The organism is Streptomyces sp. NBC_00102 (assembly GCF_026343115.1).
Taxonomy (GTDB): Bacteria; Actinomycetota; Actinomycetes; order Streptomycetales; family Streptomycetaceae; genus Streptomyces.
In genome coordinates this window covers 2,546,570-2,567,824 of sequence record NZ_JAPEMC010000001.1, presented here as the reverse complement: position 1 = coordinate 2,567,824, position 21,255 = coordinate 2,546,570, and the positions used below count along the sequence as shown (strand labels likewise).

Here is a 21,255-nt window from a genome sequence, read left to right as displayed (position 1 = left end):
CCCCTGCCCCCGTCCGCCCTCCGAGTGCCACCCGTACGGTCTACCTCGCGTTCCGGCCCGTACGGCCGCCCGGGCCCCGCTCCCCGGGCCCGCGCACAAGGGAACTAGCCCACCTCGCCTGGCGTTGACCAGAACGGGAAGCTCCACTGGGAAGTGGACCCCTATCGAGCAAGGGTTCCCCTGCTGCACCACTTGGAGGGCGTACCGTGCACCGCCGGCACAACGGGCTGAAGACCGCCGTACTCCTCGGTGGCCTGTCCGCGCTGATCATCGTCATCGGCAGCTTCTTCGGGCGTACGGGCCTGATCGTCGCGCTCCTCGTGGCGGTCGGCACCAACGCCTACGCGTACTGGAACAGCGACAAGCTGGCCCTGCGGGCGATGCGGGCGCGGCCCGTCAGCGAGTTCGAGGCCCCCACGATCTACCGCATCGTGCGCGAGCTCTCGACCGCCGCCCGCCAGCCGATGCCCCGGCTCTACATCTCGCCCACCCAGGCGCCCAACGCCTTCGCCACCGGGCGCAATCCGCGCAACGCCGCCGTCTGCTGCACCGACGGCATCCTCCAGATCCTGGACGAACGCGAACTGCGCGGTGTCCTCGGCCACGAGCTGAGCCACGTCTACAACCGCGACATCCTGATCTCGTCCGTCGCCGGAGCGCTCGCCTCCGTCGTGATGTTCCTGGTCAACTTCGCCTGGCTGATCCCGGTCGGACGCTCCAGCGACGACGAGGGCCCCGGCATCTTCGGACTGCTCCTCGTGATGATCCTGGGCCCGCTCGCCGCTTCCATCATCCAGCTGGCGGTGAGCCGTTCCCGCGAGTACGAGGCCGACGCCTCCGGAGCGCAGCTCACCGGGGACCCGCTCGCCCTGGCGAGCGCCCTGCGCAAGCTCGACGCCGGTACCAAGCGGCTCCCGCTGCCTCCGGAGCCCCGGATCGAGACCGCGAGCCACCTGATGATCGCGAACCCCTTCCGGCCCGGCCAGGGCGTGTCCAAGATGTTCTCCACGCATCCGCCGATGGCGGAGCGCATCTCCCGACTAGAGAAGATGGCAGGTCATCGACCGTGAAGACGATCCTGAACGTCATATGGCTGGTCCTGTGCGGCTTCTGGATGTGCCTCGGCTACCTCGCCGCCGGTCTCGTCCTCTGCATCACGATCATCGGCATTCCCTTCGGCGTGGCCGCGTTCCGCATCGGCCTGTACGCCCTCTGGCCCTTCGGCTACATGGTGGTCGACCGCCGCGACGCGGGCGGCGCCTCCTGCGTCGGCAACGTCCTCTGGCTGGTCCTGGCCGGCTGGTGGCTGGCCCTCGGCCACATCGTCACCGGTATCGCGCTCTTCGTCACGATCATCGGTATCCCGCTGGCCATCGCGAACTTCAAGCTGATCCCGGTGTCCCTGATGCCGTTCGGCAAGGAGGTCGTCCCCACCGACCAGCCCTTCGCCACCCGGTAACCGGCACCGGGCGACCGGCACCACTCCGGTACGACAATCCGAACTTTCGGGGCAACCGATCCGGCCCCGCCCGCGTCCCTGATTCCGTCACCAGGAAAGGGGTACGCGGGTAAACATGAGCATCATCGCGTGGATCATCCTCGGGCTTGTCGCCGGAGTCATAGCCAAGGTTCTGCTGCCGGGACGCGATCCCGGCGGCATCATCATCACGACCCTCATCGGGATCGCCGGAGCGTTCGTCGGGGGCTGGCTCTCCGCGAAGTTCCTCGACCGTCCCATCAACGACGACTTCTTCGACCTCGCCACCTGGGTCGCCGCCATCGCGGGCTCCCTGGTGCTGCTCATCGTCTACCGGCTGCTCTTCGGCAACTCCCGCGAACGCCGCTGACCGACCACGCCCACCCCGCCGGTCACCGGTCGTCGTCCAGACCGGTCTCCCGCAGCGTGAGATTGAGCCGGCCGGCCCGCATCCCCGTATCCGGGCCGGCCGTCCCCGGGTACACCTTCGGCACCCCGTGGAACGCGAACCGCGACGGGCCCCCGAAGACGAACAGATCACCCGACTCCAGCTCCACGTCCGTCCAGGGCCGCCCCCGGTCCTCCGTGTTCCCGAACCGGAAGACGCAGGTGTCGCCGATGCTCAGCGACACCACCGGGGCCCCGGAGAGCTCCTCCCGGTCCTGGTGCATGCCCATCCGCGCCGTGTCGTCGTAGAAGTTCACCAGCCCGGCGTCCGGCGCGTACGCCCGGCCCGCGGCCTCGTCCCCGTACGCGTCCGCCACCGCCGCCCGGCCCAGCTCCGCGAGCCACCCGGGGAAGGCCGTCACCCGGGCCCCGTTCACGTCCTCGGCGGTCCGGACGTACCGGTACGGCATCCAGTGCCACCCCAGGCACACCGTCCGCACCGACATCACCCCGCCGCCCGGCAGCTCCGTGTGCCGCAGCGGCACCGGCCCCCGCGCCCACTCCCGGCACGCCACCACCAGCTCCCGCTGCCGCTCCACGGACAGCCACCCCGGCACGTGCACCGCCCCGGGAGCGACGGTCCGCCGCTCCCTCGGGAACAGCCCCGCCGGCACCGTCAGCCCCGCCCGGTGGCCCGGCCCCCGGCCCAGGCGCCCTCGAACGTCAGCAGCTTCTCCTTGCGCTCCGGCCCCCCCGCGTACCCCCTCAGCGAACCGTCCGCGCCGATCACCCGGTGGCACGGCCGCACCACCAGCAGCGGATTGCGCCCGATCGCCGTGCCCACGGCCCGTACCCCGGCCCCCGCCACACCGACCCGCTCCGCCACCCAGCCGTACGACACCGTCCCGCCGTACGGGATCTCCTCCAGCGCCGCCCAGACCCGCCGCTGGAATTCCGTCCCGGCCCCCGGCGCGAACGGCAGCTCGAAACGCGTCAGCCGCCCCGCGAAGTACGCCGACAGCTGCGCCCGGGCCTCGGCGAAGGCATCCGGAGCCTCCCGCCACCCCGCCAGCACGACCGTCCCGCCCTTCTGCTCCGGTACGGACACGGAGAGCAGCCCTCCGGACGCCTCGTCGCCGGCCAGCAGCAGCTCGCCCAGCGGGCTCTCGAACCTCGTGTACACCGTGCCCATCGGCCGTCATTCCTTTCGCGCGCCCGGTTTCGTACTCGTCCCGTACCTACGAGTCTGCGCCACGGGCACGCCGAGAAGCTGGCGGAAATCCGACATGGGGCCTGCGGGAGCGCGTCGTCTCCCGGCCCCGGACACGGCTCACGGCGGTGCCGAGGACGACACCGCCGTGGGTGGTTCAGTGAGCCGGGCCGGGTGCGGGCCCGTCCGTCACCGGTAGTTGACGTACTGCAGGGCGAAGTCGAAGTCCTTGCCCTTGAGCAGCGCCTGGACGGCCTGGAGGTCGTCGCGGCTCTTCGAGCTCACGCGCAGCTCGTCGCCCTGCACCTGCGCCTTGACGCCCTTGGGGCCCTCGTCGCGGATGGCCTTGGCGACCTTCTTGGCGTTCTCCTGGGAGATGCCTTCCTCGATGGTGGCGAAGATCTTGTACTCCTTGCCGGAGAGCTGCGGCTCGCCCGCGTCCAGCGACTTCAGCGAGATCCCGCGCTTGACCAGCTTGGTCTCGAAGATGTCGAGGATCGCCTTGACGCGCTCCTCGCCGTTCGCCTCCATCAGGATCTTCTCGCCGGACCAGGCGATCGACGCGCCCGTGCCCTTGAAGTCGTAGCGCTGGGAGATCTCCTTGGCGGCCTGGTTGAGGGCGTTGTCGACCTCCTGCCGCTCGACCTTCGAGACGATGTCGAAACTGGAGTCGGCCATGACGTGTGGCTCCTTGCGTCGTAGACGGTCGTGGGCATGGATGCACCGCGATGCAGGAGAAAGCCTAAGGGCTGCCCAGCGTCCGGACACTGATCAATCGAGTGGCGGAGCACCCCTGAGCATCGGGTATCGTTTACGTCGTCGCCAAGGAGTTCCCCAGCGGGGCCCCGAAGTGATGTTCGAGGCGGTGTGCCCGAGTGGCCAAAGGGAGCAGACTGTAAATCTGCCGGCTCAGCCTACCCAGGTTCGAACCCTGGCGCCGCCACCGAACGGGAAGCCCCGTCCGACCTGCTTGAACCGCAGGTCGGGCGGGGCTTTTCCATGTGTGGAGGAGTGACCGCAGAAGGTGCCGATGGGCCCCCGTGTCCCCCCGTCTCATGTGCTTTCCCCGGGGACGCGGATGCTGCCCCCGCCGACGTGCGTCGGTCGAGGGCCGATGCGCGTCAGTTGTCGAACCAGACGACCAGGCGGACTCCCTCGTCGCCGTGCAGACTCGCCAGCGTGCGCATGACCGACCAGACGGCACCCCATTCGCTGTCGGGTACGGCGTCCTTTCGCCGCAGACGGCCGACGCGGAAGAGCCGGTCGCCGTCGGGCCACTCGGTGTTCTCGGGAAAGGCGCTGCCTGCGGAGTAGAGCTGCCGGGCAGTGGTGAGGCCGGAGAGTTCGGCAAAGCGGGTGAGGCCGGAGTTCCGTCCTTGCATCTCCCAGCCGCCGTCAGGGCTTCGGCGGAACTCGTGAACACAGCCGTCGACCTCGTTCGAGACTTCGTTCCAGTCGACGGCTTGCAACTCCGCCCAGGAAATCCAGGACTCGCCGTGCATCTCATCGCTCCAGGACTCGAAGTCGGCCAGGACCTCTTCCGACACGTCGGGCGGGAGGCCTCGGTGATCGGCGATCGGGCGGAACGAACCGGTGTCGCGAACACCGAACAGGGACCCGAAGGCGGCGTAGTCCCGCCCGTTGTAGAGGTGTGAGAGGTCGACAGCCTGGAACCACCTGCGATCGTCCTCGTCCAGCCAGCGGTCCCAGCGGCACTCGATGAAGCCGTGAATGTCTGTGCCCATGCAAGGCATTGTTCTCCGCCCGTACGAGGTGGGCGAGGTCTTTTCTGCTTCCGGCCCGCCGGGCGCACAGCCCCTCGGGCGACGACTTCCCCCATGTGCGCCCGAGCGTGCCCAACAGCGGAGAACCGCAGGTCAGGCAGGTCGAGGAGAGCTCTCTGCGAATCTGCCGGCTCAGCCTGCCCAGGTCGAACCCTGGCGCTGCCACCGAACGGGAAGCCCCGTCCATGGCGACGGGGACGGGAGCTTTCTCCATGTCCGGGGCCACGTGGAGCCCGTCACGAAAGCCCGCGAACCAGGATCTGCGATCCGCAACCGGGTTCAGACTGGAGCCTGTGGATGATCAGACCTACGAAAACGCGTACGACGCCTGGCGGACGGCACTGACCACGCTGCTCGGGGACGCACCTCTGCTGGCGACCTGGCAGGAACGCCGTTACTCGTTCGCGCACCGTGTCGGCGCGCTCCTGACCGACGCTGCGGGAGAGGGACCCGCTATTACGGGGCCCGTGCTGTACGGCGTCTTCTCCTCCGGCGCCGGACTTTGCTACGTGGGCCAGACGCAGGATGCCGGCCGCCGACTGCGGGATCTGCCGGTGGGGGAGAGCCACCATCTGGCCAACACGGTTCCGCCCGAACTCTGGGAGAGGGTCGTGGTGATCCGCTGGCCCCGACTGCTCTCCGCGGCGCCTGCGGACGAACAGGCGGCGGTGGAGGAGATGGGGGCGGAAGGCTGCGGACTCGCCCTGGAGCACCTGCTCCAGATCGAGACGGCACCACCACTGAACAGCCGCCGTCGACGATCGGCCGGGGACTGGCAGCCACGGAATCTGGCGCGAAGCCGTTCACGCGGCGCTCTCCGGTCGGCGTCCCTGCCGGGTCTGGGGCATCTCACGCTGGCTGCCTGGAAGAGCCTTGCCGAAGCGCTGCCGCCCGAGAACTCGGCCGTGGTCGACACGGGCGTCGGACGTGTCGTCTTCCCGTCGGCCCTGGAGACCCCGCAGGGCAATTGACCAGTCCGTCCACGAGGCCGGGCACCCTGGCGCACGCCCGCCCCGCCCTGGCGCCCGACCTGCCGGCGCCCCCTGCCGGGCGCCCGAGACGCCCGGGCGCCCGCCCCCGTCCCGCTCAGTTCCCCGCGACGTTCCTGACCGCGACGGCGACCGGCACGTTGCCGGTGATCAGTTCCAGGGTCAGCCCCGCCGTGCTCGGGGTGTCCAGGAGTTCGGCGAGGGCCGCCGCCACGTCGTCGCGGGGGACCGGGCCCCGGCCGGTGGACGGGGAGAGCAGGACCAGGCCGGTGCCGGCGTCGTCGGTGAGCAGGCCGGGGCGCAGGATCGTCCAGTCGAGCGCGGGACGCGCTCGTACGGCGTCGTCGGCCGCGCCCTTCGCCCGCAGGTACACGTCGAAGACCTCGTCGCCCGCGTGCGCCGCGTCGGCGCCCATGGCCGAGACCATGACGTAGCGCCGTACGCCCGCCCGTTCGGCCGCGTCGGCGAGGAGCACCGCCGCCGCCCGGTCCACGGTGTCCTTGCGGGCCGCGCCGCTGTCGGGGCCCGCGCCCGCGGCGAAGACCACGGCGTGGGCGCCCTTCAGCACCTGGGCCACCTCCTCCACGGAGGCCGATTCGAGGTCCAGGACGGCCGCTTCGGCGCCCACCGCCTCCAGGTCCCCGCGTTGCCCGGGATCGCGGACGAGGCCGACAGCCTCGTCCCCGCGCGCGGCGAGCAGACGCTCCAGCCGCAGTGCGATCTGACCATGTCCACCTGCGATGACAATGCGCATGGGCACGACCGTACGCCGCAGGGGGCCCGCGCGCCCGGAGCGCGCCCGGGCGAAGGTCATCCCGCCCCCGGACCCGCCCCCGGACCCGCGCCGGGCCTGCCCTGGCGCGGCAGTCCGTACGGTTCCGGCGACTCGGAGTCGCGGTACTCGCGCACCGCGCTCGTCCGGGCGACGATCCGCCCCCGGTGCACCACGATCCGGCTGTACGCGAGCGAGAGCACCCCCGCGAGGCCGTCCCCGCGCACCGCGAGCAACTCGGCCGGGAAGCCCGCCTCCACCTGAACCCCGGGCAGCCCCATCGCCTCCCGGGCGGTGCTCGCGACGGCGTCGTACGCGGTCCTGACGGGCAGTCCGTGCTGCGAGGCCAACAGGTACGCCGCCTCCAACGGGTCCCCGCGTCCGACCGGGTTCGCCGGGTCGCGCAAGGCCCCGCTGCCCGCCAGTACGCGTACCCCGGCCGCGCGCAACAGGCGTACCGGTGCGGTGAGTCGGCGCTTCGCGCCCGAGCAGGCGCCCTGGGGCAGGCAGACCACCGCCACCCCGGCCGCAGCGAGTTGACCGGCTGCCCGTCTCGCGGTCTCCGCCGGCAGCCGCGAGAGGCCGCCGCAGGGGCCGATGGTGATCCCCGGCCCCGTGGCCGACCCCACCCCCGTGACCGGCCCCGCCGGCCCCGACCCAGCATGCTGATGGTCCGTCAATTCTGCTGCCATGGCAGCGAGTCGGGCCAGCCGGGCAGGGTCGGCGGCGTCCGTGTGCAGGTCCACCGGCAGCCCGTGCTCGAACGCGACGGCCAGTGCCCGCTCCACGTACGCGTCGGGGTCGGGGGAGAGGTCCGGGCGTCCGCCGATCACGCCCGCGCCCATCGCGACGGCGTCCCTGAGCAGGGCCGTGAGGTCCCCGCCCGCGGCTCCGGCGGCGAGGCGGCGGGGGACCGCCACGGGGGTGAGCTCCGCGAGGCCGCGCAGCGCGTACCGGGCGTGCAGGACGGCTTCCAGCGGCCCGAGACCCCGCGTGCCGCCGATCCGGACGTGGGTGCGCAGCGCGGTCGCGCCGTGCCCGAGCTGGAGCAGGGTGGCCTCGGTCACGCGCCGGCGCAGATCCTGCGGGCGCCGCGGGCCGCCGTCACCGCCGCCGTCGCAGTCGGAGGCGGTCAGGGCGGTGTCGCCGTGGGCGTGCGGTTCGGCGGGGGCCGGGAGCAGCAGGTAGCCGCGCAGATCGACCCGTGAGCCCCGGCCGCCGAGGCTGCCCGGAGGCCCGACCGCCTCGATCCGCTCGCCGGCCACCCGTACGTCCACGAGGCGGCCGTCGGTGAGCCGCGCCCCGCACAACAGGAGCGGTTCGGGGGCTGCGCCGGGGTCGTCCGCCGGGTCGTGGCCGGGCCGCCTCGGCAGGCTGTCGGGCATCGCGCTCCTGGGAGGGGGCTCGGGGGCTACTGGTGCGCTCCGGGCGGCTTGGGGACGGCTTGGGGACGGCACCGGGCGGCTTCGGGACGGCTGATGGGCTGCTCCGGGGCGGCGTTTTCAAGATCGAACCGGCCCGAGCCTAGGGCGGAGTCCGACCTGTCCCGGGGAAGGGCGAAATAGTCATACCGGTGGGGTGCGGCGGGACACCCCGGACGGAAGGGTTCCGTGGGGCGGCCGAGGTTCCGCGCTCTGCCGCTCAGCCCCTGATCAGAGGCCTGACCGGCGCCAAGGGCCGCGCTCCGGAAGGCCCCCGAGGGGGGTCGCGGAAACGGATTTGGGGGATCGGCGGGGAACCGTGTAATGTCTTCCTCGCTCGCCCCAATAGCTCAGTCGGTAGAGCGTCTCCATGGTAAGGAGAAGGTCTGCGGTTCGATTCCGCATTGGGGCTCTGGTGATCGGGAAACCCTGCTTCGGCAGGGGGACCTTTTCATCAAAGCGGTGTAGCTCAGTCGGTAGAGCAAGCGGCTCATAATCGCTGTGTCACCGGTTCAAGTCCGGTCACCGCTACAAACGGTAGCCGATTGTGGGGTCGGTCCTTCGATCGGCTACTCTTTTATGCGTTCATCCGTCCATCCGTCCGTCTTAGGAGCACTCACGTGGCTGCCACCGACGTCCGCCCGAAGATCACGCTGGCCTGCGTGGAGTGCAAGGAGCGGAACTACATCACCAAGAAGAACCGGCGTAACAACCCGGACCGTCTTGAGATGAAGAAGCACTGCCCGCGCTGCAACTCGCACACTGCGCACCGCGAAACGCGCTGAAACAGGCTCGTACACGAGGCCGTCCCCACTGGGGGCGGCCTCGTGTCGTTGTATGGGGTCGTGGGATGGTCATGCGACTTCCCTCGACCCCTTTTTTTTCTCTTCATCAGGAGGTAGCGAGCTCATGGCGCTCGACCAGTCCTTCGTGGGGCGGACCTATCCGCCCACCCCGGCGTACGAGGTCGGCAGGGAGAAGATCCGCGAGTTCGCCGAGGCGGTGGGCGACGCCCATCCGGCCTACGTCGACGCGGAGGCGGCCCGTGCGCTCGGTCACCCCGACGTGATCGCGCCGCCCACCTTCGTCTTCTCGATCACCTTCAAGGCCGCCGGGCAGGTCATCGAAGACCCGCAGCTGGGGCTGGACTACAGCCGGGTCGTGCACGGTGACCAGAAGTTCGCCTACACGCGCCCGGTGCGGTCGGGGGACCGGCTGACGGTCACCTCGACGATCGAGCGGATCAAGTCGATGGCCGGGAACGACATCCTGGACATCCGTGGCGAGGTTCACGACGAGGCCGGCGCACACGTCGTGACGGCCTGGACGAAGCTGGTGGCGCGAGCCGCCGAGGAGGCGTGATGGCCGCGAAGGTCGCTTACGAGTCGGTCGAGGTCGGTACGGAGCTCCCGTCCCGCTCCTTCCCGGTCACCCGGGCCTCGCTGGTGCGGTACGCGGGTGCCTCCGGCGACTTCAACCCGATCCACTGGAACGAGAAGTTCGCGGTCGAGGTCGGGCTGCCGGACGTCATCGCGCACGGCATGTTCACCATGGCCGAGGCGGTACGCGTGGTCACGGACTGGGCCGGCGACCCGGGTGCGGTCGTGGAGTACGGCGTGCGCTTCACCAAGCCGGTCGTCGTGCCCAACGACGACAAGGGCGCGCTGATCGAGGTCAGCGGCAAGGTCGCGGCCAAGCTGGACGACAACCAGGTCCGGGTCGACCTGGTCGCCGTGTGCGACGGCCAGAAGGTGCTGGGCATGTCCCGCGCCGTGGTCCGCCTCGCCTGAACCCACGCCCCGCGGCCGGCCGCGGGCGTACGGAAGGGGCATCCGCTTCGCGCGGGTGCCCCTTCCGCGTACCCGCGTACCCGGACAAGCCCCTTGACGTGTTGGTAATTGAGCAATAACTTACTTCCATGGTGAGAATGAGTGCGGACGAGCGGCGCGAGAGCGTCATTCGCGCGGCGATCACCGCGTTCGCCCGCGGTGGGTACGACGGCACCTCCACGGAGACGATCGCGCGGGCCGTCGGGGTCTCGCAGCCGTACCTCTTCCGCCTGTTCCCCAGCAAGCAGGCGATGTTCCTGGCCGCCGCCGAACGCTGCCTGACGGACACCATGGACATCCTCGTGAAGGCGGGCCAGGGCGAGGAGCCCGCCCGGTGCATGGCGGAGGCGTACGGGCGGCTGATCGCCGAGGACCCCGACAAGCTGCTGATGCAGATGCAGACCTACGCGGCCGTCGCGGCGGCCGAGGCGGCCGGCGACCGCGAGTTCGGCGCCTCGGTGCGGGCCTCCTGGGCGCGGATGTGGGACGAGGTCCACCTCGTCCTCGGTGCCGACGCCGACGAGACCAAGAACTACTTCGCCCACGGCATGCTCATCAACACCCTGACCTCGCTCGGCTTCCCGCCCGGCCACCGGGTCTGGTCGTGTTTCTGGGACGACACCCACCCGCCGGGTAGCGAGCCCGCGACCGCGGGGCCCGGGTCCGGGGCCGCGGAAGCCGCCCGTACGGACGCTCCGGAGCCCCACGCTCCGAAGTCCGGCACCCCCCACTGAGAACAGCGCGACCGGGGCTCTCCGGACGGCACGTCCGGAGGTCGCCCCGCTTTCTGCCCAGCAAAGTTAGTCATCAATAACTAACCATCAGGGGGAATCATGCACCAGCCAACGCCCACAGCCCTGCGCGGGGGAGCCGTCTGGGCCCTCGTCGTCACCAGCGTCGCCAGCTTCATGGCGGCGCTCGACAACCTGGTCGTCACCACGGCCCTGCCGTCCATCCGCGTGAGCCTCGGCGGCGGGCTGAAGGAGCTCGAATGGACGGTGAACGCCTACACGCTCACCTTCGCGGTTCTGCTGATGATGGGTGCGGCCCTGGGCGACCGCTTCGGCCGCCGCCGGCTCTTCCTCGTCGGGCTCTCCGTCTTCACCGGAGCCTCCGCCGCCGCCGCGCTCTCGCCCGGCATCGGTGAGCTCATCGCCTTCCGGGCGGTCCAGGGCGTCGGCGCGGCGATCATGATGCCGCTCACCCTCACCCTGCTCACGGCAGCCGTCCCGGCCGCCCGCCGGGGCGCGGTGCTCGGCATCTACAGCGCGGTCACCGGCCTGGCCGTGGCGAGCGGCCCGCTGATCGGCGGCAGCATCACCGAGCACATCTCCTGGCAGTGGATCTTCTGGCTGAACGTCCCCGTGGGCCTCGTGCTGCTGCCGCTGGCCCGGCTGCGGCTGACCGAGTCGTACGCCCCGGACGCCCGGCTCGACGTCCCCGGCACGCTGCTGGTCAGCGGCGGCCTCTTCGGGGTCGTGTACGCCCTCGTCAGCGCCAACTCCGACGGCTGGACCAGCGCGCCCGTCCTCACCGGTCTCCTCGCCGGCACCGCGCTGATCGGCGCCTTCGTCCGCCACGGCTTCCGCGCGAAGCGCCCGATGCTGCCGATGCGGCTCTTCCGCAGCCGGGCCTTCTTCGGCATCAACATCGCGAGCCTGCTGATGTTCCTCGGGATGTTCGGCTCGATCTTCCTGCTCAGCCAGTTCCTGCAGAGCGCGCTCGGCTACTCGCCCACCGAGGCCGGACTGCGGATGCTGCCCTGGACCGGCATGCCGATCCTGGTCGCGCCGGTCGCCGGCTACCTCAGCGACCGGTTCGGCGGCCGTCCCATCGTCGTCACCGGTCTCGCGCTCCAGGCGGTGGGTCTCGCGCTCTTCGCCCGGGTGCTCAGCCCGGACGTCGCCTACACCGCCCAGCTGCCCGGCCTGATCATCGGCGGTATCGGCATGGCGATGTACTTCGCGCCCGCCTCCGGGCTCGTCATGTCCAGCGTCGGGGCGGGCGAGCGGGGCATCGCCTCCGGCGCCAACAACGCCCTGCGCGAGGTCGGCGGCGCGCTCGGGGTCGCCGTACTGGCCTCCGTCTTCTCCGCCCGGGGCGGATTCGGCTCCCCGCAGCAGTTCACCGACGGGACCGTGCCCGCGGTCTGGATCGGAGCCGGTGTCGTCGCTCTCGCCGCGCTGGTTGCCCTGCTGGTGCCGGGCGGGCGCGGCGGCTCGGTGGTGCCGGAGCCCGAGTCCGCCGCCCCTGCCGTCCGCGTTCCGGCCTGACCGCCACCCCCGGTCGCCCTGCGGGCCCCGGTCCCGCCCGCCCCGCCCGAGCGGCGGGGCGGGCGGGACCGGGGCCCGTACTCTTGACCCGTGCAGGTACTCCACGACGCCCCCCTCGCCCCCCTGACCACCTTCCGGCTCGGCGGCCCGGCCACCCGGCTCGTCACCGCGACGACCGACGCCGAGGTGATCGCGGCCGTCCGCGAGGCCGACGACGCGGGCACCCCGCTGCTGGTCATCGGCGGCGGCTCCAACCTGGTCATCGGCGACAAGGGCTTCGACGGCACCGCCCTGCGCATCGCCACCACCGGCTTCGAGCTCACCGGCACCCGCCTGGAACTCGCGGCGGGCGAGGTCTGGACCGACGCCGTCGCCCGTACCGTCGAGGCCGGGCTCGCCGGCATCGAGTGCCTCGCCGGAATCCCCGGCAGCGCCGGTGCCACGCCGATCCAGAACGTGGGCGCGTACGGCCAGGAGGTCTCCGCCACCATCAGCGAGGTCGTGGCCTACGACCGGCGCTCCGGGGAGACGGTCACCCTCTCCAACGCCGAGTGCGGCTTCTCCTACCGGCACAGCGCCTTCAAGCAGCACCCCGACCGGTACGTCGTCCTGCGCGTCCGCTTCGAGCTGGAGGACGCGGGCGGGCTGTCGGCGCCCGTGAAGTACCAGGAGACCGCCCGCACCCTCGGCGTGGAGGCCGGCGAGCGCGTTCCGGCCGCCGCGGCCCGCGAGACCGTCCTCGCGCTGCGTGCGGGCAAGGGCATGGTGCTGGACCCCGAGGACCACGACACCTGGTCCGCCGGCTCCTTCTTCACCAACCCGGTTCTCGACGAGCAGGAGTACGCGGACTTCCTCGCCCGCGCCGCCGAGCGCCTCGGCCCCGGCACCACCCCGCCCGCCTACCCGGCGAGTGACGGGCGGACCAAGACCTCGGCGGCCTGGCTGATCGACAAGGCCGGCTTCACCAAGGGGTACGGCACCGGGCCCGCCCGCATCTCCACCAAGCACACCCTCGCCCTCACCAACCGGGGCGAGGCCACCACCGAGGACCTGCTGGCCCTCGCCCGCGAGGTCGTGGCCGGGGTGCGCGAGGCGTTCGGCGTGACCCTCGTCAACGAGCCGGTGACGGTCGGCGTCAGCCTCTGAGCCCCGACGGGACCGCCCCGCCGCCACCCTCAGGCGGCCGGCGCCGCCAGCCAGTCGTCGATCCCGTCCAGCATCCCGCGCCGTACCTCCTCCGGGGCCACCGAGCCGCGCACCGACTGACGGGCGAGCTCCGCCAGCTCCGCGTCGGTGAACGCGTGATGCTTGCGCACCAGGTCGTACTGGTCGGCCAGCCGCGCCCCGAAGAGCAACGGGTCGTCCGCGCCGAGCGCCATCGGCACCCCCGCGTCGAACAGCGTCCGCAGCGGCACGTCGCCGGGCTTCTCGTAGACCCCGAGCGCCACGTTGGACGCCGGGCAGACCTCGCAGGTGATCCCGCGCTCCGCGAGCCTGCGCATCAGCCGGGGGTCCTCGGCCGCCCGCACCCCGTGCCCGATCCGGTACGCGTCCAGATCGTCCAGGCAGTCGCGGACGCTGGACGGGCCGGCCAGCTCGCCGCCGTGCGGGGCCGCGATCAGCCCGCCCTCCCGGGCAATGGCGAAGGCGCGATCGAAGTCCCTTGCCATGCCCCGGCGTTCGTCGTTGGAGAGGCCGAATCCGACGACCCCCCGGTCCGCGTACCGCACCGCCAGCCGGGCCAGCGTGCGGGCGTCCAGCGGGTGCTTCATCCGGTTCGCCGCGATCACCACCCGCATCCCGAGGCCGGTCTCCCGGGAGGCGCCGTCCACGGCGTCCAGGATGATCTCGATCGCCGGGATCAGCCCGCCGAGCAGCGGGGCGTACGAGGTGGGGTCGACCTGGATCTCCAGCCAGCCGGAGCCGTCCGCGACGTCCTCCCGCGCGGTCTCCCGCACCAGGCGCTGGATGTCCTCCGGCTCCCGCAGGCAGGACCGGGCGATGTCGTAGAGCCGCTGGAAGCGGAACCAGCCCCGCTCGTCGGTCGCCCGCAGTTCGGGAGGTTCACCGCCGGTGAGGGCCTCGGGCAGGCGCACGCCGTACTTGTCGGCGAGTTCGAGCAGGGTGGTGGGCCGCATCGACCCCGTGAAGTGCAGGTGCAGGTGGGCCTTGGGCAACAGACGTACATCACGCTCCATTGGAAGATCCTGCCGCACCCGCGCCCCGGAGCGGAAGCGGCTTCCTCTTTCGAGGAGGGGGGCGAACAAAAAAGCGCCCCCGGCCCGGGACATGAAGTCCGCGGACCGGGGGCACCCTCCCGTGTTCTGCGCGGGGTCAGTCGCGCGCCTCCGCCAGCAGCTTCTGGATCCGCGAGACGCCCTCGACCAGGTCGTCGTCGCCCAGCGCGTAGGAGAGCCGGAGGTAACCCGGCGTGCCGAAGGCCTCGCCGGGAACGACGGCGACTTCGGCCTCGTCCAGGACGAGCGCCGCCAGCTCGGCGGAGCTGGCCGGGCGCTTGCCGCGGATCTCCTTGCCGAGCAGGCCCTTCACCGAGGGGTAGGCGTAGAACGCGCCCTCGGGCTCGGGGCAGACGACCCCGTCGATCTCGTTGAGCATCCCCACGATCGTCTTCCGCCGGCGGTCGAAGGCGGTCCGCATCTCGGCGACCGCGTCCAGCGGTCCGGAGACGGCGGCCAGCGCGGCGACCTGGGCGACGTTGGAGACGTTCGAGGTGGCGTGCGACTGCAGGTTGGTCGCCGCCTTCACGATGTCCTTCGGACCGACGATCCAGCCCACCCGCCAGCCGGTCATCGCGTACGTCTTGGCGACACCGTTGACCACGATGCACTTGTCCCGCAGTTCCGGCAGGAGCGCGGGGAGCGAGGTGAACTCCGCGTCGCCGTAGACGAGGTGCTCGTAGATCTCGTCGGTCAGCACCCACAGCCCGTGCTCGACGGCCCAGCGGCCGATCTCCTCGGCCTCGGCCCGGGTGTACACCGCGCCGGTCGGGTTCGACGGCGAGACGAACAGCACGACCTTCGTCCGCTCGGTGCGGGCGGCTTCCAGCTGCTCGACCGTGACCTTGTACCCGGCGGTCTCGTCGGCGACGACGTCCACCGGGACGCCGCCGGCCAGCCGGATCGACTCGGGGTAGGTGGTCCAGTACGGGGCGGGGACGATGACCTCGTCGCCCGGGTCGAGGATCGCGGCGAACGCCTCGTAGATGGCCTGCTTGCCGCCGTTGGTCACCAGGACCTGCGAGGCGTCCACCTCGTAGCCGGAGTCGCGCAGCGTCTTCGCCGCGATCGCCGCCTTGAGCTCCGGCAGCCCGCCCGCGGGGGTGTAGCGGTGGTACTTCGGGTTGCGGCACGCCTCGACCGCCGCCTCGACGATGTAGTCGGGGGTCGGGAAGTCGGGCTCACCGGCGCCGAACCCGATCACCGGACGGCCGGCCGCCTTGAGTGCCTTCGCCTTGGCGTCGACGGCGAGGGTGGCGGACTCGGAGATCGCACCGACGCGGACGGAGACCCGGCGTTCGGACGGAGAAGATGCAGAGCTCATGCCTCCATGGTGCCCGACCGCAGGCCCTCTCGGCGAGGTGTTTCCGTCGCGCGCACGGGGCCCCCGAGGCCCCCGTACGGGCTCTGGCCAGGGCCGGAACGAGGGCCCCGGGACCCCCGGGAGCGCGCCCCGCCGACCCCCGTCCGGATGGCCCGCTCAACTTCTGTTCGACGCGGGGCCCATGAACACGTACACTCACCTGTCGTTGGCCTTCACCAGCCGCACCGGAATGACTTCCTGGTCACCAGGGAACATGCGGTAGGTTGGGGAAACCACAAAGGGTCGTAGCTCAATTGGTAGAGCACTGGTCTCCAAAACCAGCGGTTGGGGGTTCAAGTCCCTCCGGCCCTGCTACACACTCCTTCGCCAGGATGTGTGCGCATGTACGTACTTCATTGCACAGCCGTGCGGCTCCACCGGGCGCGGCACGGCCACGACCCGGAATCAGGTGAGTAGCGTGACGGACGCCGTGGGCTCCATCGACATGCCTGATGCTGAGGATGAAGCGCCCGAGTCCAAGAAGACCCGGAAGGGCGGCAAGCGCGGCAAGAAGGGCCCGTTCGGCCGTCTCGCGCTCTTCTACCGTCAGATCATCGCCGAGCTGCGCAAGGTCGTCTGGCCCACGCGCAAGCAGCTGAGCACGTACACCACCGTGGTGATTGTGTTCGTAGTCGTCATGATTGGTCTCGTTACCGTGATTGACTTCGGATTCCAGCGGGTCATCAAGTACGTCTTCGGCTGATCCCGCGGAGGGCGCCTCACCGGCGCCCCTTTCGCATGTTCCACCCATTTGTATCCAGGAAGAAGCAGCCATCGTGTCTGACCCGAACCTGAACGACGCCGCCGAGTCCGGGACGGACGCCTTCGAGTCCGCCGAGGACCAGCACGACATCGTTGAGGCCTCCGAGTCCTCGGAGTCCGAGGACTCGGACCAGGTCGAAGCTGCTGCCGAGAGCGCCGACGTCGACTCCGACGAGGACGCCGAGGCCTTCGCCGCCGAGGACACCGAGTCCGACGAGGACGCCGAGTCCGACGACGAGGAGTCCGAGGAAGCCGCCGAGCCGGCCGCCCCCGTCGACCCCGTCGCCGCCCTGCGCGAGGAACTCCGCACCCTGCCCGGCGAGTGGTACGTCATCCACACGTACGCCGGGTACGAGAAGCGCGTGAAGGCCAACCTCGAACAGCGTGCCGTCTCGCTCAACGTCGAGGAGTTCGTCTACCAGGCGGAAGTCCCCGAGGAAGAGATCGTCCAGATCAAGAACGGCGAGCGCAAGAACGTCCGCCAGAACAAGCTCCCGGGCTACGTCCTGGTGCGCATGGACCTGACGAACGAGTCCTGGGGCGTCGTCCGCAACACGCCCGGCGTCACCGGCTTCGTGGGCAACGCCTACGACCCGTACCCGCTGACCCTGGACGAGATCGTGAAGATGCTCGCTCCCGAGGCCGAGGAGAAGGCCGCTCGTGAGGCCGCCGAGGCCGCGGGCAAGCCGGCTCCGGCGCGCCGGGTCGAGGTCCAGGTGCTCGACTTCGAGGTGGGCGACTCGGTCACCGTCACCGACGGCCCGTTCGCGACCCTCCAGGCGACGATCAACGAGATCAACGCCGACTCGAAGAAGGTCAAGGGCCTCGTCGAGATCTTCGGTCGCGAGACCCCGGTCGAGCTCAGCTTCGACCAGATCCAGAAGAACTGACGGCTTTCGCCTCCTTCTGGACGTATGCCTACCGAGCAGGTCAGACCGGCTTCGCAGCCGGTCTGACCTGCTCGGTTTTTGGTCGCGCAGCTATACCCGTTATCGTTGTGCGGTATGCCTCCGTCCGGATGACCGGAATGGCGGCGAAACACTCTCACTAGGACCCGGAGAGAGCAATGCCTCCCAAGAAGAAGAAGATCACGGGGCTCATCAAGCTCCAGATCAACGCCGGTGCCGCCAACCCGGCTCCGCCGGTCGGCCCCGCGCTGGGTCAGCACGGCGTCAACATCATGGAGTTCTGCAAGGCCTACAACGCCGCGACCGAGTCGCAGCGTGGCATGGTCGTGCCGGTGGAGATCACGGTCTACGAAGACCGCTCCTTCACCTTCATCACCAAGACTCCGCCGGCCGCCAAGCTGATCCTCAAGGCCGCTGGTGTGGACAAGGGCTCCGGCGAGCCGCACAAGACCAAGGTCGCCAAGCTGACGGCCGCCCAGGTCCGCGAGATCGCCACGACCAAGCTCCCCGACCTGAACGCCAACGACCTCGACGCCGCGTCGAAGATCATCGCTGGCACCGCCCGTTCCATGGGCATCACGGTCGAAGGCTGAGTCCAGCCTCCCAGGCCTCAAGTGGTAGGACCAGGCGCTGGTCCGCACCACGACTCCACACTCTGAACACACAGGAGCAGCAGTGAAGCGCAGCAAGAACCTCCGCGCTGCGGACGCGAAGATCGACCGGGAGCGCGTCTACGCCCCGCTCGAGGCCGTCCGTCTCGCCAAGGAGACCGCGACCACGAAGTTCGACGGCACCGTCGAGGTCGCCTTCCGCCTGGGCGTCGACCCTCGCAAGGCCGACCAGATGGTCCGTGGCACCGTGAACCTCCCGCACGGCACCGGCAAGACCGCCCGGGTCCTGGTCTTCGCGACCGGTGACCGTGCAGCGGCCGCGGAAGCCGCGGGCGCCGACATCGTCGGCTCCGACGAGCTCATCGACGAGGTCGCGAAGGGCCGCCTGGACTTCGACGCCGTCGTCGCCACCCCGGACCTCATGGGCAAGGTCGGCCGCCTCGGCCGCGTGCTCGGTCCGCGTGGTCTGATGCCGAACCCGAAGACCGGCACCGTCACCCCCGATGTCGTCAAGGCTGTCAACGACATCAAGGGCGGCAAGATCGAGTTCCGCGTCGACAAGCACTCGAACCTGCACTTCATCATCGGCAAGGTCTCCTTCGACGAGACGAAGCTGGTGGAGAACTACGCCGCCGCGCTGGAGGAGATCCTCCGTCTGAAGCCGTCGGCCGCCAAGGGCCGCTACATCAAGAAGGCCGCACTGGCCACCACGATGGGCCCCGGCATCCCGCTGGACCAGAACCGCACCCGTAACCTCCTCGTCGAGGAGGACCCGGCCGCCCTCTGAGCCTCCGTGCTCCTCGGGTAGTCGCGTCACGCGTGTAGATGGGCCCTGCAACCTTTTGGTTGCGGGGCCCGTCTTCGTATGCGGAGACGGGCCGGACGGATCGGGCTGCTCCGGTTCCTGTCAGCCCCCTGTGCAAGGGTGGGTCGACAGTACGTACGAGGGGTGGGGTTAAACGATGACGAGCAGGACACTGCGGCGCGTGTGCGTGTCGGTCGTGACGATGGCGGCACTGACGTCGGTGGCGGCGTGCGGGGGGTCCGACGAGGCGAGCGGCTCCGGTGGCAAGAACGGCGACAAGAGCCCGGCCGCGGCGGCCGCGGTGTCGCCGATCGCCGCGCTGAAGAAGGTGCAGCAGAAGAGCGGGAGCGCCCACTCCGCCAAGGTCGAGAGCACCATCGTGGTGGGTACGGCCATGTCGATCACGTCGACCGGGTCCATGGACTGGTCCGACGGCATCACCGGTGACATCACCATCAAGTACACCGGCGGCACGATGGCGGAGACCATGAAGAAGATGGGCTCCGACGGAACCATGCGGACGGTGTACCTCAAGGACGCCTACTACGCGAACATGGGCGACGCCTTCGCGCAGGCCATCGGCGGCAAGCACTGGATCCGGTACGGCTACGAGGACCTCGCCGCGGTCGCCGGTGCCTCCGGCGAGGTGCTCAAGGACCAGATGCAGGGCTCCACGCCCGAGAAGGGCGTGGAGCCCCTCCTGGCGTCCGGCGCCGTCAAGAAGGTCGGCGAGGAGAACGTCCGGGGCGTCGCGACCACGCACTACTCCGGTGTGGTCGACGTGGCCGCACTGTCCGGGACGAGCACCAACCTCGACGCCGAGCAGCTCAAGGAGCTCAAGGAGCAGCTGGACAAGTCGGGGATCACCACCGAGACCGTCGATCTCTGGATCGACAAGAACGATCTGCCGATCAAGGCGTCGACGAGCGCCGACACCGCCACCGGGGCGATGAAGACCACGTCGTTCTACAGCGACTACGGCGCCGCGGTGAGCGTCGTGAAGCCCGACGCGGGCGACACGGTGGACTTCAAGGAGATCGCCGGCCAGGCCGCGACCACCGCGTCCTGACGCCTCTTCCTCATCGGTTCCGACGCCTTCACCGGCCCATGGGGTGCGGGTCCAAACCTCCCGCACCCCATGGATTCAGGACGGATTTGCCCCGCGCGGTCCCGGTCGCGTACGCTTCCGAAGAAGCCAAAGACCGCTGGTCGTTGGTGTGCCTTCGCAAGAAGGGGCACTGACCGAAGGTTCCGTACGGACGGACGACCTGCGCAGGTGACTGTGGAACGCTCCCGGATTCGTCCGGTCGAGCCGCGCCCTGGCACTTGTGCTGGGGCGTTTCGTCTTTTCCGGCCCCTTCTGAGCGGTCCTCATCACCCGGAAGGAGGCCGACGCTCATGGCAAGGCCCGACAAGGCTGCCGCGGTAGCCGAGCTCGCGGACCAGTTCCGCAGCTCGAACGCCGCCGTGCTGACCGAGTACCGGGGTCTCACCGTGGCCCAGCTCAAGCAGCTGCGCCGTTCGCTCGGTGAGAACGCCCAGTACGCCGTGGTGAAGAACACGCTGACCAAGATCGCGGCCAACGAGGCCGGGATCGACACGCTGGACGACCTGTTCGCAGGTCCGACGGCGGTTGCCTTCGTCACCGGTGACCCGGTGGAGTCGGCGAAGGGTCTTCGTGACTTCGCCAAGGACAACCCCAACCTCATCATCAAGGGCGGTGTCCTTGACGGTAAGGCGCTGTCCGCCGATGAGTTCAAGAAGCTCGCGGACCTCGAGTCCCGCGAGGTTCTGCTCGCCAAGCTGGCAGGTGCCATGAAGGGCAAGCAGTCTCAGGCTGCCGCGCTCTTCCAGGCGCTCCCCTCGAAGTTCGTCCGCACCGCGGAAGCTCTTCGTGCCAAGAAGGAAGAGCAGGGCGGTGCCGGTACGCCGGCGCCCGCCGAGGCTGCCGAGTAATCACTCAGCGGTCCAGCGGGCCCTTCGTACGCCCGCCGACATATACATCCGGCACCTGCCGACTTAGTGGAAGGACGCCATCATGGCGAAGCTGTCCCAGGAAGAGCTGCTCGAGCAGTTCGAGACCCTGACCCTCATCGAGCTCTCCGAGTTCGTCAAGGCGTTCGAGGAGAAGTTCGACGTCACGGCCGCCGCCCCGGTCGCCGTTGCCGCCGCCGGTGGCGCTGCCGCCGTCGAGGCCGTCGAGGAGCAGGACGAGTTCGACGTCATCCTCACGGGTGCCGGCGAGAAGAAGATCCAGGTCATCAAGGTCGTGCGTGAGCTGACCTCCCTCGGCCTGAAGGAGGCCAAGGACCTCGTCGACGGCGCTCCGAAGCCCGTCCTCGAGAAGGTCGCCAAGGAGGCCGCCGAGAAGGCTGCCGAGTCCCTCAAGGGCGCCGGCGCCTCCGTCGAGGTCAAGTGACTTCACGA

At 70.2% G+C, this 21,255-nt stretch carries 25 protein-coding genes and 4 tRNA genes; 21 read left to right on the top strand and 8 right to left on the bottom strand.

Annotation, left to right across the window (positions count from 1 at the left end; all coding sequences use genetic code 11):
- Positions 1 to 206: 206 nt before the first annotated feature.
- The 3 genes from htpX (at position 207) to OHA55_RS11340 (ending at position 1,847) form a co-directional block, all read left to right on the top strand.
- Complete coding sequence (gene htpX, locus OHA55_RS11350; protein WP_266705334.1) at positions 207 to 1,070, top strand: zinc metalloprotease HtpX; 864 nt, start codon at positions 207 to 209, stop codon at positions 1,068 to 1,070.
- Positions 1,067 to 1,459, top strand: a complete 393-nt coding sequence (locus tag OHA55_RS11345; RefSeq protein ID WP_266705332.1) for a YccF domain-containing protein — start codon at positions 1,067 to 1,069, stop codon at positions 1,457 to 1,459. The genes htpX and OHA55_RS11345 overlap by 4 nt, the downstream gene beginning before the upstream one ends.
- Positions 1,460 to 1,574: 115 nt before the next feature.
- On the top strand, positions 1,575 to 1,847 hold the full coding sequence (locus OHA55_RS11340) for a GlsB/YeaQ/YmgE family stress response membrane protein (RefSeq protein WP_266705330.1): 273 nt from the start codon (positions 1,575 to 1,577) through the stop codon (positions 1,845 to 1,847).
- A gap of 22 nt (positions 1,848 to 1,869) precedes the next feature.
- Here the strand turns inward: OHA55_RS11340 and OHA55_RS11335 are convergent, their stop codons facing one another.
- From OHA55_RS11335 to OHA55_RS11325, 3 genes are all read right to left on the bottom strand, one after another.
- Positions 1,870 to 2,538: an alpha-ketoglutarate-dependent dioxygenase AlkB gene (locus OHA55_RS11335; protein ID WP_266705328.1), complete on the bottom strand. Its 669-nt coding sequence runs from the start codon at positions 2,536 to 2,538 to the stop codon at positions 1,870 to 1,872.
- A gap of 2 nt (positions 2,539 to 2,540) precedes the next feature.
- A complete protein-coding gene (locus OHA55_RS11330) occupies positions 2,541 to 3,056 on the bottom strand; it encodes a methylated-DNA--[protein]-cysteine S-methyltransferase (protein WP_266705326.1) in 516 nt (171 codons plus the stop codon).
- Between the two features lie 207 nt (positions 3,057 to 3,263).
- On the bottom strand, positions 3,264 to 3,752 hold the full coding sequence (locus OHA55_RS11325; RefSeq protein ID WP_266705324.1) for a YajQ family cyclic di-GMP-binding protein: 489 nt from the start codon (positions 3,750 to 3,752) through the stop codon (positions 3,264 to 3,266).
- Between the two features lie 183 nt (positions 3,753 to 3,935).
- Here OHA55_RS11325 and OHA55_RS11320 point away from each other — a divergent pair.
- Positions 3,936 to 4,017: transfer RNA gene (locus tag OHA55_RS11320), tRNA-Tyr, on the top strand.
- 178 nt (positions 4,018 to 4,195) lie between these two features.
- Here the strand turns inward: OHA55_RS11320 and OHA55_RS11315 are convergent.
- Positions 4,196 to 4,819 carry a hypothetical protein gene (locus tag OHA55_RS11315; RefSeq protein WP_266705322.1) on the bottom strand — a complete coding sequence of 208 codons (624 nt, stop codon included), beginning with the start codon at positions 4,817 to 4,819 and terminating at the stop codon, positions 4,196 to 4,198.
- Positions 4,820 to 5,151: 332 nt separating this feature from the next.
- Between OHA55_RS11315 and OHA55_RS11310 the strand changes: the two genes are divergently transcribed.
- Positions 5,152 to 5,829 carry a hypothetical protein gene (locus tag OHA55_RS11310; protein ID WP_266705320.1) on the top strand — a complete coding sequence of 226 codons (678 nt, stop codon included), beginning with the start codon at positions 5,152 to 5,154 and terminating at the stop codon, positions 5,827 to 5,829.
- A gap of 115 nt (positions 5,830 to 5,944) precedes the next feature.
- Here OHA55_RS11310 and OHA55_RS11305 read toward each other — a convergent pair whose 3' ends face one another.
- Positions 5,945 to 6,601 carry an SDR family oxidoreductase gene (locus tag OHA55_RS11305; RefSeq protein WP_266705318.1) on the bottom strand — a complete coding sequence of 219 codons (657 nt, stop codon included), beginning with the start codon at positions 6,599 to 6,601 and terminating at the stop codon, positions 5,945 to 5,947.
- A 56-nt stretch (positions 6,602 to 6,657) separates the two neighbouring features.
- A complete protein-coding gene (locus tag OHA55_RS11300) occupies positions 6,658 to 8,004 on the bottom strand; it encodes a hydrolase (protein ID WP_266705317.1) in 1,347 nt (448 codons plus the stop codon).
- 375 nt (positions 8,005 to 8,379) lie between these two features.
- Here OHA55_RS11300 and OHA55_RS11295 point away from each other — a divergent pair.
- The 8 genes from OHA55_RS11295 to OHA55_RS11260 all read left to right on the top strand — a co-directional run bounded on the left by OHA55_RS11295 (position 8,380) and on the right by OHA55_RS11260 (position 13,288).
- Positions 8,380 to 8,452: transfer RNA gene (locus OHA55_RS11295), tRNA-Thr, on the top strand.
- Positions 8,453 to 8,498: 46 nt separating this feature from the next.
- A tRNA-Met gene (locus OHA55_RS11290) sits at positions 8,499 to 8,571 on the top strand.
- Between the two features lie 89 nt (positions 8,572 to 8,660).
- The gene (gene rpmG, locus OHA55_RS11285) at positions 8,661 to 8,825 is read left to right on the top strand and encodes a 50S ribosomal protein L33 (protein ID WP_003956487.1); all 165 of its coding nucleotides are present in this window, start codon (positions 8,661 to 8,663) and stop codon (positions 8,823 to 8,825) included.
- 124 nt (positions 8,826 to 8,949) lie between these two features.
- Complete coding sequence (locus OHA55_RS11280) at positions 8,950 to 9,402, top strand: MaoC family dehydratase N-terminal domain-containing protein (protein WP_266705315.1); 453 nt, start codon at positions 8,950 to 8,952, stop codon at positions 9,400 to 9,402.
- The gene (locus OHA55_RS11275; protein WP_266705313.1) at positions 9,402 to 9,830 is read left to right on the top strand and encodes a MaoC family dehydratase; all 429 of its coding nucleotides are present in this window, start codon (positions 9,402 to 9,404) and stop codon (positions 9,828 to 9,830) included. Before OHA55_RS11280 ends, OHA55_RS11275 begins: the two co-directional genes overlap by 1 nt.
- Before the next feature lie 137 nt (positions 9,831 to 9,967).
- The gene (locus tag OHA55_RS11270) at positions 9,968 to 10,603 is read left to right on the top strand and encodes a TetR/AcrR family transcriptional regulator (protein WP_266710554.1); all 636 of its coding nucleotides are present in this window, start codon (positions 9,968 to 9,970) and stop codon (positions 10,601 to 10,603) included.
- Positions 10,604 to 10,702: 99 nt separating this feature from the next.
- Positions 10,703 to 12,142 carry a DHA2 family efflux MFS transporter permease subunit gene (locus tag OHA55_RS11265; RefSeq protein WP_266705309.1) on the top strand — a complete coding sequence of 480 codons (1,440 nt, stop codon included), beginning with the start codon at positions 10,703 to 10,705 and terminating at the stop codon, positions 12,140 to 12,142.
- A gap of 90 nt (positions 12,143 to 12,232) precedes the next feature.
- Positions 12,233 to 13,288 carry a UDP-N-acetylmuramate dehydrogenase gene (locus OHA55_RS11260; protein ID WP_266705307.1) on the top strand — a complete coding sequence of 352 codons (1,056 nt, stop codon included), beginning with the start codon at positions 12,233 to 12,235 and terminating at the stop codon, positions 13,286 to 13,288.
- Positions 13,289 to 13,317: 29 nt separating this feature from the next.
- Here OHA55_RS11260 and OHA55_RS11255 read toward each other — a convergent pair whose 3' ends face one another.
- Positions 13,318 to 14,340: an adenosine deaminase gene (locus OHA55_RS11255; protein WP_266705305.1), complete on the bottom strand. Its 1,023-nt coding sequence runs from the start codon at positions 14,338 to 14,340 to the stop codon at positions 13,318 to 13,320.
- A gap of 136 nt (positions 14,341 to 14,476) precedes the next feature.
- Complete coding sequence (locus OHA55_RS11250) at positions 14,477 to 15,703, bottom strand: pyridoxal phosphate-dependent aminotransferase (RefSeq protein WP_266705303.1); 1,227 nt, start codon at positions 15,701 to 15,703, stop codon at positions 14,477 to 14,479.
- Between the two features lie 278 nt (positions 15,704 to 15,981).
- Between OHA55_RS11250 and OHA55_RS11245 the strand changes: the two genes are divergently transcribed.
- The 8 genes from OHA55_RS11245 (at position 15,982) to rplL (ending at position 21,247) form a co-directional block, all read left to right on the top strand.
- A tRNA-Trp gene (locus tag OHA55_RS11245) sits at positions 15,982 to 16,054 on the top strand.
- A 106-nt stretch (positions 16,055 to 16,160) separates the two neighbouring features.
- Positions 16,161 to 16,445, top strand: coding sequence for a preprotein translocase subunit SecE (gene secE / locus OHA55_RS11240; RefSeq protein WP_266705301.1), 285 nt, complete (start codon positions 16,161 to 16,163; stop codon positions 16,443 to 16,445).
- A 73-nt stretch (positions 16,446 to 16,518) separates the two neighbouring features.
- Entirely contained in the window at positions 16,519 to 17,394 is an 876-nt protein-coding gene (gene nusG, locus OHA55_RS11235; protein WP_266705299.1) for a transcription termination/antitermination protein NusG, read from the top strand.
- A gap of 176 nt (positions 17,395 to 17,570) precedes the next feature.
- Positions 17,571 to 18,005 carry a 50S ribosomal protein L11 gene (rplK, locus tag OHA55_RS11230; RefSeq protein WP_007445924.1) on the top strand — a complete coding sequence of 145 codons (435 nt, stop codon included), beginning with the start codon at positions 17,571 to 17,573 and terminating at the stop codon, positions 18,003 to 18,005.
- A gap of 82 nt (positions 18,006 to 18,087) precedes the next feature.
- Positions 18,088 to 18,810 carry a 50S ribosomal protein L1 gene (gene rplA / locus OHA55_RS11225; RefSeq protein WP_266705297.1) on the top strand — a complete coding sequence of 241 codons (723 nt, stop codon included), beginning with the start codon at positions 18,088 to 18,090 and terminating at the stop codon, positions 18,808 to 18,810.
- A gap of 175 nt (positions 18,811 to 18,985) precedes the next feature.
- Positions 18,986 to 19,897: a hypothetical protein gene (locus tag OHA55_RS11220; RefSeq protein WP_266705295.1), complete on the top strand. Its 912-nt coding sequence runs from the start codon at positions 18,986 to 18,988 to the stop codon at positions 19,895 to 19,897.
- 329 nt (positions 19,898 to 20,226) lie between these two features.
- Positions 20,227 to 20,784 (top strand): 50S ribosomal protein L10, encoded by a 558-nt coding sequence (rplJ, locus tag OHA55_RS11215; protein ID WP_266705293.1) that lies wholly within the window; start codon positions 20,227 to 20,229, stop codon positions 20,782 to 20,784.
- An 82-nt stretch (positions 20,785 to 20,866) separates the two neighbouring features.
- Entirely contained in the window at positions 20,867 to 21,247 is a 381-nt protein-coding gene (gene rplL, locus OHA55_RS11210) for a 50S ribosomal protein L7/L12 (protein ID WP_266705291.1), read from the top strand.
- Positions 21,248 to 21,255 lie beyond the last annotated feature (8 nt).

Bases quoted from the DNA above. Each gene is read 5' to 3' on its own strand.
- OHA55_RS11340 (WP_266705330.1), top strand. From the start codon at position 1,575: ATGAGCATCATCGCGTGGATCATCCTCGGGCTTGTCGCCGGAGTCATA.
- OHA55_RS11330 (WP_266705326.1), bottom strand. From the start codon at position 3,056: ATGGGCACGGTGTACACGAGGTTCGAGAGCCCGCTGGGCGAGCTGCTG.
- OHA55_RS11325 (WP_266705324.1), bottom strand. From the start codon at position 3,752: ATGGCCGACTCCAGTTTCGACATCGTCTCGAAGGTCGAGCGGCAGGAG.
- OHA55_RS11315 (WP_266705322.1), bottom strand. From the start codon at position 4,819: ATGGGCACAGACATTCACGGCTTCATCGAGTGCCGCTGGGACCGCTGG.
- OHA55_RS11305 (WP_266705318.1), bottom strand. From the start codon at position 6,601: ATGCGCATTGTCATCGCAGGTGGACATGGTCAGATCGCACTGCGGCTG.
- OHA55_RS11300 (WP_266705317.1), bottom strand. From the start codon at position 8,004: ATGCCCGACAGCCTGCCGAGGCGGCCCGGCCACGACCCGGCGGACGAC.
- OHA55_RS11280 (WP_266705315.1), top strand. From the start codon at position 8,950: ATGGCGCTCGACCAGTCCTTCGTGGGGCGGACCTATCCGCCCACCCCG.
- OHA55_RS11275 (WP_266705313.1), top strand. From the start codon at position 9,402: ATGGCCGCGAAGGTCGCTTACGAGTCGGTCGAGGTCGGTACGGAGCTC.
- OHA55_RS11270 (WP_266710554.1), top strand. From the start codon at position 9,968: ATGAGTGCGGACGAGCGGCGCGAGAGCGTCATTCGCGCGGCGATCACC.
- OHA55_RS11265 (WP_266705309.1), top strand. From the start codon at position 10,703: ATGCACCAGCCAACGCCCACAGCCCTGCGCGGGGGAGCCGTCTGGGCC.
- OHA55_RS11255 (WP_266705305.1), bottom strand. From the start codon at position 14,340: ATGGAGCGTGATGTACGTCTGTTGCCCAAGGCCCACCTGCACCTGCAC.
- OHA55_RS11250 (WP_266705303.1), bottom strand. From the start codon at position 15,703: ATGAGCTCTGCATCTTCTCCGTCCGAACGCCGGGTCTCCGTCCGCGTC.
- rplK (WP_007445924.1), top strand. From the start codon at position 17,571: ATGCCTCCCAAGAAGAAGAAGATCACGGGGCTCATCAAGCTCCAGATC.
- OHA55_RS11220 (WP_266705295.1), top strand. From the start codon at position 18,986: ATGACGAGCAGGACACTGCGGCGCGTGTGCGTGTCGGTCGTGACGATG.
- rplJ (WP_266705293.1), top strand. From the start codon at position 20,227: ATGGCAAGGCCCGACAAGGCTGCCGCGGTAGCCGAGCTCGCGGACCAG.
- rplL (WP_266705291.1), top strand. From the start codon at position 20,867: ATGGCGAAGCTGTCCCAGGAAGAGCTGCTCGAGCAGTTCGAGACCCTG.